5 protein-coding genes are annotated in these 13,550 nt (G+C 69.0%); all 5 read left to right on the forward strand.

Annotation, left to right across the window (positions count from 1 at the left end):
* Window positions 1-286 precede the first annotated feature (286 nt).
* The 5 genes from ACODR1_RS22225 to ACODR1_RS22245 all read left to right on the forward strand — a co-directional run bounded on the left by ACODR1_RS22225 (window position 287) and on the right by ACODR1_RS22245 (window position 13,539).
* Window positions 287-1,207: an AraC family transcriptional regulator gene (locus tag ACODR1_RS22225; protein ID WP_488882378.1), complete on the forward strand. Its 921-nt coding sequence runs from the start codon at window positions 287-289 to the stop codon at window positions 1,205-1,207.
* 224 nt (window positions 1,208-1,431) lie between these two features.
* Complete coding sequence (locus ACODR1_RS22230) at window positions 1,432-8,616, forward strand: autotransporter-associated beta strand repeat-containing protein (protein WP_488882379.1); 7,185 nt, start codon at window positions 1,432-1,434, stop codon at window positions 8,614-8,616.
* Window positions 8,617-8,835: 219 nt separating this feature from the next.
* Window positions 8,836-9,345, forward strand: coding sequence for an RNA polymerase sigma factor (locus ACODR1_RS22235; RefSeq protein ID WP_488882380.1), 510 nt, complete (start codon window positions 8,836-8,838; stop codon window positions 9,343-9,345).
* Window positions 9,335-10,294, forward strand: coding sequence for a FecR family protein (locus ACODR1_RS22240; protein ID WP_488882381.1), 960 nt, complete (start codon window positions 9,335-9,337; stop codon window positions 10,292-10,294). Before ACODR1_RS22235 ends, ACODR1_RS22240 begins: the two co-directional genes overlap by 11 nt.
* Window positions 10,295-10,389: 95 nt before the next feature.
* Window positions 10,390-13,539 carry a TonB-dependent receptor gene (locus ACODR1_RS22245; protein ID WP_488882382.1) on the forward strand — a complete coding sequence of 1,050 codons (3,150 nt, stop codon included), beginning with the start codon at window positions 10,390-10,392 and terminating at the stop codon, window positions 13,537-13,539.
* The last annotated feature ends 11 nt before the right edge of the window (window positions 13,540-13,550 follow it).

Raw genomic sequence — 13,550 nt, forward strand, 5'->3', positions numbered from 1 at the left:
GGCAGTCTTCCCGCCAGGTGCGGCCGTTTATCGTCACGGGCAGTCCGAACCCGTTTGGGGGCTGTCCCGCCCGCGGGGATATACTCCGCCGGCCGCCAGTCGACCTGTGCCAATGGCCTGGGCTGGCGGCAGGCTGCGGTTGTCCTTTGAAGAGTCTTGGCATACCGGTTAGCGATTGTCGCCAAGTCGACACAGTTCGCGATCGCTCCGCAGCAAGATGACGCCCGCCCCGTCCAGCAAATCTTCGGCCTCTAGCGCCTTCGCCAGGTTCACGGACGCCGAGACGATGGCGTTGGCGATCGGCGACATCAACTCGGGCGCGAAGCCACTACCTCTGGAACGAACGAGCCGGCGCTTCGACGGCATGCTGGCGCGGGCGAGTTTCGCCGGATTGAACCTGGGCATGGGCCGCTTCGCCCAGGGCATCGCCCAGACCGCGGACATCCCCGGCGTTCACACCTTCATGTTCGCCACCGAGCCGGGGATCATGCGGCGCGTCTCCGGGCGCAAGCTTTTCGGCCGGCATATCTTTCACTTCCGGCCCAACGAGCGGACCGTCACAGGTTCGCCGCCCGACATGCCGTGGGCCTTCGGCATCGTCACCATGCCATTCGAGCTGTTGACGACGCACGCTCCCAACCTGATGGGCGCCGGACACGGGGCGCTGGATGATGATCGGATGTTCGTCGCGCCGTCGGCGGCGATGGACGAACTCATCGGGCTGATGGGCGACATTTCGGGCGTGATCCAGAACACGCCCCAGGTCCTCGGCGAGCCGCAGCCGGCCAAGGCCCTGGCGGGCGCGGTCGTCGACAAGCTGATGGCCTGCCTCTCGCAGGGGCTGGTCAAGCCGGACAGGGCCGCCCTGGGGCGCCATCGTCAGATCGTCGCTCGCTTCGAGCGCGCCTTGGAAGAGCGCCCGGAAGAGATGCTGTCGTTGGGCGACATCTGCCGGGTCGTGGGCGCAGCCGAGCGAACGCTCAACCTGGCCTGCCAGGAATTCCTGGGAGAAAGCGCGGTGCGCTACGCCCGCAATCGCAGGCTGGATCTGGTTCATGCGCGGCTGCGCGGTTCCAGTCCGGCCGCGACCATGGTGACCAATGTCGCCATGGACCACGGCTTCTGGGAACTGGGCCGCTTCGCCCAGGCCTATCGCCTTCGCTTCGGCGAGCGACCTTCGGACACCCTGCGCCGCAGCGCGCACTGATCCCGTTCCAAACTCTGCTGTTCATGCCGGGATTGCATAGTTCGGCGCCCGCCTCGCTGGCAGGGACGGAAAACATGCGTTTCACGGATCATCGATGCTGCTCGCCTGAAGGGCGTGTGTCGTCGATGCCTGTCTGCGCGTGCCTTTGAGGGGATCGGGCCCGGCCCTAGCCAGCGCGTCGCGTGACGCGATCTGACGCCCCTGCGGTTCAGGAGCGGCCCGCCATGACGGGCCTGGCAGGTGTCAAAGTGCGGCAGTCGATCAACAGCTCGCGGGCGATCCGCAACTCGGTCTCGCTCACGGTGCTGGCGCTGGCGGTCGGCCTCAGCGCCTCGATGGCGCAAGCCCGGCAGATCACCCAGGGCGGCGGCGCTGGCGCCGGTTACAGCCCCTATACGCCTCAGGGCGGTATCGCGGGCGGGGGCGGGGGCGCCTCCGCCGCTGGAAGTTACGGCGGGGCGGCGGCCACCACGCCGACCGGCTCGGCGGAAGCCGGCGCCGGCGGCGCCGGAGGGCAGCCCGGGGCGCTGAACGACCTCTCGGCCGGCGGCGGCGGCGGGGCCGGCGGCGGGGCTGGCGGCGACGGCGGCCTGGGCTGGCAGCTTGCCACGACTGGAACCGCGTCGTTGGTCGTCGACTACATCGCGACGGACGGCGCCGATGGCGGCAGCACCGCGGCCGGCGGCGGCGGCGGCGGCGGGCTGGTGCTTACGGGCGCGAACGTCCAGCTGTCGACAGCAGGCTATGACGTCGCGGGCGGCGACGGCGGCGCGGGCCGCACCAGCGGCGGGGGCGGTGGCGGCGGCGGCGGCGCTGGGCTGGTGCTGCTGAACGGCGGCTCGGTGACCGTGGAAGGCGGCGCGGGCGGTTCGGCCAGCGCCATCACGGGCGGCACGGGCAGTTCGTTCGGCAACGGCGGCGCGGGCCTGTTCCTCTACAGCGGCGGCGCGTTGAACGTCGTAAGCGGCATGATCACGGGCGGGGCAGGGGGCACCTTCACCAGCTGGGGCGGGGCCGGCGCCGCCGGCGTGCTCAGCAACCTGGGAACCATCACCAACGCGGGCACGATCACCGGCGGCGAGGGCGGCTACGGCTATTCGAACGGCGGGGCGGCCGGCATCGGCGTGATCGCCTGGGGCGGCAGCATCGAGAACAGCGCGACCGGCGTCATCGCCGGCGGCGTCGGCGGGGGTGGCAACGGCAACTTCGGCGGCAACTATTCCGGCGCGGGCGGTGCGGGGATCGTCTTCACGGGCGGCCAGCCGGGGCTGCTGGTCAACGCCGGAACGATCCAGGGCGGGGCGGGCGGCCCGGCCTCCAATGCGATCCGGCGGGGCGCCGGCGGCCGGGGCGTGGTCGGCGCCAGCACCGGCTCCACCACCATCATCAATTCGGGCACGATCATCGGCGGCGTCAGCGTAAGCTTCCAGCGCGCCTACGCGATCGAGCTGTTCGGCAGCGACAACCGCCTGGAGCTTCACGCCGGCTCGTGGATCCGTGACGTTGTGGCGGTGACCGGCGGCGGCTCCAACAACGTGCTGGCCCTTGGCGGCGCGGACGACGACACGTTCAACGCCATGCACATCGGGTCGGACGGATCCGTGGACGGCTACGGCTACATGGGCTTCGACACCTTCGAGAAGCTGGGCGCCAGCACCTGGACCCTAACGGGCACGGGGGCTCAGACCTGGTCGGTGCGGGAAGGCGTGCTGAAGGGCGACAGCAACAGCCTGGCCGGCAGCGTGGTCTTCGGCAGCGGCGCCGGCAGCCGGGGCGTCGTTTTCGACCAGGCGTTCGACGGGGTCTATCGCGGCCAGATGTCCAGCGGCGGCGCGGTCACCAAGACGGGCGCGGGAACCCTCACGCTGACGGGCGAGTCCGCCTCGAACTGGACGATCTCGGGCGGCGGTGTGATCGCTTCGGCTGGCCTGTTCGGCAACGACGCCACGATCGGCGCTGGCGCGTTCCTGACGCTCGAGCAGAGCAGCAACGGAACCTATGGGTTCGTGCTTTCGGGCGCGGGCGAGTTCCGCAAGGCCGGCTCGGGCAAGCTGGTCCTGACCGAAGACTCCTCGGCCTTCACCGGCGCGACGGCCGTCAACGCCGGAACCCTGTCGGTCAACGGCTCGCTGGCCGGATCGACGATCACCGTCGCTTCCGGCGCGACGCTGGGCGGCACGGGCGCGGTGGGCGACACCACCATCCAGAGCGGCGGCCATCTGGCCCCGGGCAATTCGGTCGGTTCGCTGTCGATCAACGGCGATCTGACCTTGGCCTCGGGCGCCAACCTCGACATCGAGCTGGGCGCCGCAGGCGCTTCGTCGGCTTCGCCCGGCGTCAGCGACCGCCTGGTCGTCAGCGGCGACTTGGCGCTGAACGGCGTGGTCAATCTTTCGCAGAGTGCGTCTTCGGCCGACGGCGTCGCCGGCATCGGGTACTATCGCCTCATCACCTATGGCGGCGCATTGACCGCCAACACGGCGACGATCGGAACCAAGCCGTCGCTGAGCAACGTGAACTACGCGCTGCAGGCCGGCAGCGGCCGCGTCGATCTGTTCATCAGCAACGCTGCGGTCGTCGGCGACGACACCCTGCAGCACTGGCAGGGCGGAAGCGGCGTCTGGAGCGCCGCCAGCACGCAATGGCTCAACGACGGGGGCAACGCGCCGGCTGCGTGGGCGAGCAAGTACGCCATCTTCAAGGACGCCGGCGCCTTCACGGGCGGTACGGTCACGGTGGATGGGACGCAAAGCTTCATCGGCCTGCAGTTCGTCGATGATGGCTATGAGCTGGCCGGAACCGGCCAACTGGCCACCGTCTCGGGCACAAGCGAGATCCGTGTTCTGGCCGATGTCGCCAAGATCGGCGTGGGGATCACCGGCGCGGGCGCGATCACCAAGACCCAGGCCGGCACGCTTATTCTGACGGGCGCCAGCACCTATGCCGGCGGGACGTTGATCGATGCGGGCACGCTGCAGATCGGCGACGGCGGGACTTCGGGCTCCATCGTCGGCAATGTCGGCAACCGCGGCGTGCTGGTCTTCAACCGGTCGGACGACATCACCTTCGCCGGTCGGATCTCCGGCTCGGGCGCGGTGCGCATCCTGGACGGCGGCGTGACCTTCACCGCCGACAACATCTATGCCGGCGGCACGACCATCGCTTCGGGCGCGCAGCTGAACCTGGGCGCCGGCGGGACGAGCGGCTTGATCGGCGACGCCGTCGTCAACGGCGGCCTGACGTTCGATCGCTCTGACAGCGTGAGCTTCTTGGGCGTCGTCAGCGGCGCGGGCGCCTTCCGCCAGGCCGGTTCGGGCAATCTGATCCTGACCAGCAATTCCTCGGGGTTCACGGGCACGACGGCTGTCGATGCGGGCAGGCTCACGGTCAACGGTTCCCTGGCCGGCTCTACGCTCACCGTCGCCTCCGGCGCGACGCTGGGCGGCGCGGGCACGGTGGGCGCTGCCACCATCCAGAGCGGCGGCCATCTGGCTCCCGGCTCCGGGGGATCCATCGGATCTGTGGCGACCCTATCGATCGCGGGTGACCTGACCCTGGCGGCCGGCTCGAACCTGGACATCGAGCTGGTCGCGCCGGGCGCGTCGTCGGCCTCGCCGGGCGTCAGCGACCGCGTGGTCGTCAGTGGCGATCTGGCGCTGAACGGCGTGGTCAATCTCTCGCAGAGCCCTGCCATGGCGGCGGGCCTTGGATACTATCGCCTCGTCACCTACGGCGGCGCCCTGACCTCCAACACGGCGACGATCGGCGCCACGCCGTCGCTCAGCAACGCGAACTATACGCTGCAGGCAGGCAGCGGCCGGGTTGACCTGTTCATCGCCAGCACGCTCATTCCTGGCGACGACACCCTGCAGCACTGGCAGGGCGGCGACGGCGTCTGGAGCGCCGCCAGCAGCCAATGGCTGAACCAGGGCGGCAACACCCCGGCCAGCTGGGCCGGCAAGTACGCCATCTTCAGGAACGCGGGCGCCTTCACCGGCGGCGAGATCACGGTGGTGGGGGCGCAGAGCTTCCGTGGCCTGCAGTTCGTCGACGAGGGCTATGAGCTCAACGGAAGTGGCCAGCTGGTCACGGCCGCGGGCGGCAGCGAGATCCGCGTGCTGGCCAACGAAGCCAAGATCGGCGCGGCGATCACGGGCGCAGGCGGCGTCGTCAAGACCGAGGCCGGCACGCTGGTCCTGACGGGCGCCAACACCTATGCCGGTGGCACGACCATCCAGGGGGGCGTGCTGCAGATCGGCGACGGCGGGACTTCGGGCTCGATCGTCGGCGACGTGGTCAACGACGGCGTGCTGGTCTTCCGGCGTTCGGACGCCATCACCTTCGACGGCCGGATCTCCGGCTCGGGCGCGGTAGGCATCCTGAGCGGCGGTGTGACCTTCACGGCCAACAACACCAATGCCGACGGCGCCTTCATCGCCTCGGGCGCCCAGCTGACGCTCGGCGCCGGCGGGACGACGGGGTCGGTCGCCGGCGACGTCCTCGTTGACGGCGCGCTGGCGTTCAATCGCTCCGACAGCCTGACCTTCGCCGGCGTCATCGACGGTTCCGGCCTTCTGCGCCAGGCCGGCTCGGGCAAGCTGATCCTGACCGGTGATTCCTCAGGCTTCACGGGTGCGACCTCCGTCGACGCGGGAACCCTGGCGGTCAACGGTTCCCTGGCCAGGTCGACGGTCACCGTCGCTTCCGGCGGGACGCTGGGCGGCACGGGCACGGTCGGCGACACAATCGTCCAGAGCGGCGGCCATCTGGCGCCGGGCAATTCCGTCGGTTCGCTGTCGATCGCGGGCGACCTGACCCTGGCTTCGGGCGCCAATCTCGACATCGAGCTGGGCGCGCCGGGGGCGTCGTCGGCCTCGCCGGGCGTCAGCGACCGCTTGATCGTCAGCGGCGACCTGGCGCTGAACGGCGTGGTCAATCTCTCGCGGAGCGCCGCCCTGGCCGATGGCGTCCCGGGGCTCGGCTACTATCGTCTGATCACCTATGGCGGCGCCCTGACCGCCAATACGGCGACGATCGGCGCCACGCCGTCGCTGAGCAACGTGGACTATGCGCTGCAGGCGGGCAGCGGCCGGGTCGATCTCTTCATCAGCACCACGCTCATTCCTGGTGACGACACCTTGCAGCACTGGCAGGGCGGCGACGGCGTCTGGAGCGCCGCCAGCAGTCAGTGGTTGAACCAGGGCGGCAACACTCCGGCCAGTTGGGCGGGCAAGTACGCCATCTTCAAGGACGCCGGCGCCTTCACCGGCGGCGACATCACGGTGGAGGGCGCACAGAGCTTCCTTGGCCTGCAGTTCGTCGACGAAGGCTATGAGCTCAGCGGGAGCGGCCAGCTGGTCACGGCCGCCGGCGGCAGCGAGATCCGCGTCCTGGCCGACGCGGCCAAGATCGGCGTGGCGATTACCGGCGCGGGCGGGATCGTCAAGACCGAAGCCGGCACGCTGATCCTTACCGGCGCCAACACCTATGGCGGCGGCGCCTCCATCCGCGCGGGCGTGCTGCAGATCGGCGATGGCGGGACCTCGGGCTCGATCGTCGGCGACGTCGCCAACAACGGCGTCCTGGCCTTCGACCGTTCGGACGCCATCACCTTCGGCGGCCTGGTCTCCGGTTCGGGCGCGGTGCGCATCCTGGGCGGCGGCGTGACCTTCACCGCCAACAACACCTATGACGGCGGCACGACCATCGCCGCGGGCGCTCGGCTGAACCTCGGCGCCGGCGGAACCAGCGGCTCGATCGGCGGCGACATCGTCGCCAATGGCGTGCTGGCGTTCGACCGTTCCGACAGCGTGACCTTCGCCGGAGCGATCAGCGGCGCAGGCGCCATTCGCCAGATCGGCGCCGGCAAGACGGAGCTGACCGGCGTTTCCAGCGGCTTTACCGGCGCGACCACGCTCGAGCGGGGTACGCTGGCGGTGAACGGCGTGCTCGGCGGCACGCTTGACGTCTGGTCGGGCGCGCGCCTGCAGGGCGTTGGCACGGTGGGGACCACCGTCGTGTTGGGCACGATCGCGCCTGGCAACTCGATCGGCACGCTGAACGTCGCCGGCGACGTCACCTTCAAGCCCGGCTCGGTCTTCGAGGTCGAGGCGGACGTCGCAGGACAGTCGGACAAGATCGTCGCGTCCGGCGTGGCCACGATCCAGGGGGGAACCGTCAGGGTCCTGGCGGGCGCTGGGACCTACAGGCCGCAGACCAGCTACCTGATCCTGCACGCCGGCGGGGGCCTCGCGGCCGGCGGTAGGTTTGACGGCGTGACCTCGAACCTGGCCTTCCTCGATCCCTCGCTCAGCTACGACGGTTCCAACGTCTATCTGCGGCTGCGGCGCAACGACATCAGCTTCGCGGACATCGGCGTGACCCCCAACCAGGTCGCGGCGGGGGCAGGGGCCGAGCACCTGGGCTGGGACAACCCGGTCTTCGACGGCGTGGTCAATCTCTCGACCGAGCAGGCCCGTGACGCCTTCGACCAGTTGGCCGGTTCGGACTACGCCAGCCTGCGCGGCTCGCTGATCCAGGACAGCCGCTTCGTGCGCGACGCGATCCTGGCGCGGGGCGACCTGGCCGGTGTCGAGGGACCGTCGGCCTGGGGCGAGACCTTCGGCGGCTGGGGCTCGATGAAGGGCGACGGCAATGCGCAGAGCTACGACCGCGATATCCAGGGGTTCTTGACCGGCTACGACGGCTCGCTTGGCGGGGACATCCGCGCCGGCGTCGCCGTGGGCTACAGCGCCGGCGACTTGAAGACCGCCCGCGCCAAGCACGACGTCGAGACCTATCACCTCGGCGGCTACGTCCTGGCCGAGCGCGGCGGGGTGTCGTTCCAGCTCGGCGGCGCCTATGCGTGGCACGACATGAAGGCCTCGCGCCGGGTTGCGTTCGGGAGTTTCGCCGAAGCCTTGTCCGGCGACTATTCGGCCCGCACCTATCAGGCGTTCGGCGAAGTCGCCGTGAAGCGTCAGGCGGCTGGCGTGACGCTGCAGCCGTACGCCGGCCTGGCCTATGTCGCGCTCACCGACGCCGATGTCAGAGAGCAAGGCGGCAGCGCCGCATTGCATGGCGGCGGCGATGAACACCTGGCCTATGGTTCGGTCGGCGTGCGCCTGAAGAGCGACCTGAGCGCGGGAGAGCTTAACCTGCGCCTCACCGGTTCGGCCGCGCTGCGGCATGCGTTCGGCGATCGTATGCCGACCATCGACCTGGCTTTCACGGGCGCCCCGTCGTTCGGGATTGTCGGCGCTCCGATCGACAAGGACAGCCTCGCCGTCAATCTTGGCCTGGAGGCCGACCTCGGCAAAGCCGCGGTGCTGGGCGTGACCTACTCGGGAAGCTACGGCGATCGCTTGACCGACCACGGCGCTCGCGCCCAGGTCAGCTGGAGGTTCTGATCGGTGTGGCCAGCCCGGCCGGAGCGCCGCGCGCTCTCCGGTCGGGCGCGGCCTACGCCGCGTGAGGCGAAGCGCGGGCCGCCGGCTGCGGAGGACGCTCGGCCTTGTTCAAGCCTGGACATGGCTGGCCGTTGTCCTTGCCATCAAACCGACATCGAAACTCATCGGATCCGTCACAAGGCGCTCCTATAGCCACGCTCCGTCGAGGAGGCGTGGCGGGTGATCGGTAACGAGCAGGAGGTGGGGCGGGCGCTGGCGACGCAGAACCGGATCCTGCTGGCCTATGTTCGCCGCCGCCTGGCTACGGCGGTCGACGCCGAGGACGTGACCCAGGAGGCGATCCTGCGCGTCCTGGCGCGGGCGCGCGACACGCTTATCGCCGATCCCCTGTTCTACGCCATGCGCGCGGCGCGCAACATCCTGGTCGATCGCGCCCGGCGGGCGGCCAGCGTCCAGATCGACGACCTGGAAGCGGCGGAACTTTCCATCCATGGCGAAGCCACGCCGCTGGAGGCGCTGGACATGAGCGAACGGTCGAGGCTGTGCCAGCGAGCGCTGGAGGCGATGCCGCCCTTGCGGCGCGAGGTCTTCGTCCGTCGCCGCGCGGGCGAGGAATCCTACGAAGCGATCGCCCGGGACCTCAAGCTGTCGATCGAGGCGGTGCAGAAGCACTACAGCCGCGCGGCCCAGACGCTGCGTCGGACGGCGGAGGGCCGCCATGTCGACTAGGACCGTGAACCCCAGGGACGATCGTGAGGCCGCGCTGTGGGCCGACGCCCGGCGCGACGCAAACTGGTCGGATCAGCAGCAGACCGCGCTGGAACAGTGGCTGGAAGGGCGTCCCGATCGCCACGACCTGCTGCGCCGCCACGAGGTCCTGCTCGACGACGCCGCCGTGATCTGGGCCACGCAGCGGATGGCTCGCGGCAAGCCCGCGCGAAGGGGGCGGCCGATGTTGGCCCCTATCGTCGGGGTGGGCTTCGCCGCCGTCGCCGGGGTGGTGGTGATGTTCGGAGGCGGCCTCGCCCCCCGTGGGGAGCTGATCGAGGGAAGCCGGGGCGTGCCGAGGCCGATCGCGCTGGCCGACGGCTCGCAGGTCCGGCTGAACGGCCAGAGCAAGGTGCGGGTCGATCTGGGCGAGCACGAGCGACGACTGCGCCTGAAGGGGGAGGGCTTCTTCGAGGTGGCCCCCGACAAGAGCCGGCCGTTCTCGGTCGAGGTCGACGGCGTGCGGGTCACCGCCGTGGGCACCCGCTTCAATGTCGATCAGCGCCAGACGGCCGCCGGTGCGGTGGTCGAGGTCGAGGTCTTCGAAGGGATCGTGAAGGTCGCGGGGAAGGGGGCCGCGGTGCACGTTCACGCGGGCGAGCAGGCCCGCGTCTTGGACGGCGTCGTCCAGCGCTCGGCGATCGCCCGGCCCGAACTGGAAACCGACGTGCCGCCCTGGGCCAAGGGCTGGCTGGAGTTCAACGAGGCGACCCTGGCCAGCGTGGTCCAGGACCTGGAACGCACGACCGGCGTGGAGGTCAGGCTGGCCGATCCATCGGTCGGGCGGGTGCTGGTCAGCGGCCGCTTCGCCTATGACGATCCCGAGAACGCCCTGGCTGCGATCGCCCGGCTCCACGGTTTCAAGCTTACTCGTCAGAAGGCGGATCAATACGTGATTTCAGTCGGTTAGCCCCGCTTGGAACAAGTTTTTATGACAGCTGTCAGGACCTCGGCGGTCGCCGTCTAACCCCGTGACGATCAGTTCGATCGGAGGGGATTGTTCGAATGCGTATCCATAAAAACGGGCTGCTGACGGCGGCGGCCGTCGCCGTGCTGGCGTCCGTCGCCGCGCCTGCCCACGCCTGGCAGGCGACCCGCAATGCCGAGGCGCGGGTCACCATCGCCATTCCGGCCCAGGACCTGGGCCAGGCGCTGCGGACGCTGTCGCGCGACACGGGCCTGTCGATCGTCTTCGACCCGGGCCTGACCCGTGGGCGGACGTCCAACGCGGTTTCGGGCGCGATGACCCCGCGCGAGGCGCTGCGCAAGATGATCGCCGGCTCGGGTATCGAGGCCCGCGAGGTGCGCGGCGTGCTGACCCTGGAGCGCCAGACGGCGCAGGCCGAGGTCGAGGCTCCCGAAGCCATCGAGGTCGACGGCGTCGTCGTCGGCTACGCGGCGGGCCTGCGCCGGTCGCTGGACGCCAAGCGCAAGGCCGACTTCATCTCGGACGTCATCAGCGCCGACGACATGGGCGACCTGCCTGCCAACAACGTGGCCGAGTCCCTGTCGCGCCTGCCGGGCGTGAACGCGGTGCGCAACCACACCACGGGCGAGGGCGATCGTATCACCATCCGCGGCCTGTCGACCGAGCTGAACAACTACACCATGAACGGCGTGCGCATGGGCGGCACGGGTTCGCGCGACGACAACTTCTATCGCGGCGTCCGCCTAAGCTTTCTGCCGCCGGAAGGCATCGACTCCATCACCGTCATCAAGAGCCTGACGCCCGACCGCGACGGCGACGCCCTGGGCGGCTCGATCGACATCCGCACGCCGACGGCGTTCGACCATGGCAAGACCTATGGCGTGCTTTCGGCTTCGGCGGGGATGCTCGACAAGTTCGACAACAAGAAGTCGGGCGAGGTCGCCGGCTCGTTCGGGCGCCAGTTCAACGACAACTGGGGCGTGTTCGTCACCGGCAGCTGGTCGCGCCGCAAGTCGCAGTTCGAGCAGAACGGCGTGGATGGCGATAACCAGCCTTCGGTCTGGTACGCCGACAGCGAGACCCTCGGCTGGGATCCCGAGACCTTCGTCATGCGCGGCATGGACCTGGCGCTGGGCGAGACCGAGGTCGAGCGGCGAGGGGTGAACACCAGCCTCGACTATCGCGGCGACAAGCACGACTTCCACCTGCGCGGCCAGTTCAACGAATACACCAAGGACGAGTTCAGCAACCGGCTGAACTTCCGCAATGACACCGGCAAGAACTCGACCCGCCTGACCCAGGTCGACAAGACCATGACGGGCCTGGCCGCGCCCGAGGCGTCGATCATCGGCACGGACGCCAAGAAGGGCCGGATCTACAGCTACACGACCGCCCAGATCGTCGACCGCGACGGCGATGGCCGGATCACCGACGCGGACCGCTCCACCAAGTCGTACTACACGCTGGACGGCGCGTCCGGGACCTGGGATCCGCAGGGCTTCCGCCTCCGCCGCTTCTGGGAAGGCTCGCGCGAGACCGGTTCGCTGATGTCGCTGAACTTCGGCGGCGTCAGCCGCTGGGGCGACTTCAAGGCCGACTACGACCTGTCCTACGCCAAGTCGGAAGACAATATCGACGACAGCTATGAGATGGAGTTCCGCAGCGACAAGTACGGCTGGCTGGGCAACAAGGGCGTCAAGGTCACCAATTTCGGCGACAGCCGCTTTCCCAAGTGGGTGCTGAACGACGCCGGCATGGCGGCGATCCACGATAACAGCCAGTGCGACTTCGCCGGCCTGTCGGGCGAGATCGGCGGCGCGCAGGAGCGGCTGTGGCAGGGCCAGGTCAATCTCGAATGGCGACCGGCCTCGGACTGGCTGGAAGCGGTCAAGACCGGCGGCAAGGTCTACAGCTCCAAGCGGTCCACCTACAGCGGCGAGTTCATGGACCTGGACGCCGACGGCACGCTGGCGGACTTCTCGCGCTTCTACGGCAAGGAAGTGACCAGCCTGTTCGACGGCGAATACTCCGGCCTCTACCGCCTGGGCACGGTCATCGACAACAAGGCCATGCTGGCCGAGTTGCAGCGCGCCATGGCGGGGAACAGCACCTTCTTCGAAGGCTTCGCCACCGATCCGGGCAACGCCGAGCTCAGCGGCGAGGACAGCTTCACCTTCAAGGAAGACATCTTCGCCGGCTACCTGATGGCGACCGCGCGGGTCGGCAAGGCCCAGGTCATCGGCGGGGTCCGCGTCGAGAGCACCAACAACACCATCGACGCCTACATCCTCGACGAGGTCCAGGGCGGCCACTACTCGACCGACAAGAGCGACTTCACCAACGTCCTGCCGTCTATCCACCTGAACTACAGCCTGGACGACCGCACCAAGCTGCGCGGGGCGATCTGGACCAGCTTCGCGCGTCCCGACATCGCCCGGATGTCGTCGGCCCGCGAGTATGGGTATGACAGCGATCCGGACGGCGACGGCAAGGTCAATCCGACCAGCGACTGGGTGCTGGTGGCGATCGAGCAGGGCAATCCGGACCTGAAGCCGATGAAGGCGGTCAACTACGATCTGTCGATCGAGCGCTACAACGGCGACACCGGCGCCTATTCGCTGGGTCTGTTCTACAAGGACATCAAGAACTTCCTGTACCGCTCTTCGTCCTCGAACATCCGCGACGGGACGGCCGGGACCAATATCGGTCCCGACGGCGTGACCGTTTCGATGCCCAACAACGGCAAGTGGGCCAAGGTCTACGGCATGGAGCTGAGCGCCCAGCAGGTGTTCCACTGGCTACCCGGCCCGCTGTCGAAGCTCGGCGCCAGCGTGAACCTGACCCTGCAGAAGTCGGAGGCCGAGACCGGCATCTCCTGGCACCCGGCCGGCTATACCCTGCCGCTGATGGAGACGCCCGAGCGCGTCGCCAACGTTCAGCTGTTCTGGGAATACAAGGGCTGGGAAGCCTATGCCGCCTACAGCTACCAGTCGGAGTTCCTCGAGGGCATCCAGGACTTCGGCAACAACCCCTACGAACAGGACTACGAGTTCGTGGACCTGAACGTCCGGCGCAAGCTGTGGAAGGGCGCGACGGCCTCGATGCAGGTCCAGAACCTCTTCGACAACCACACCTACTGGTACACCGCCGGCGACAGCACCAGCTCGAGCCGCGCCTACATCAAGAACGGGCGCTCGATCTCGTTCGGCCTGAACTACGTCTTCTGAGCGGGGCGAGC

Source organism: Caulobacter sp. FG7, assembly GCF_057808875.1.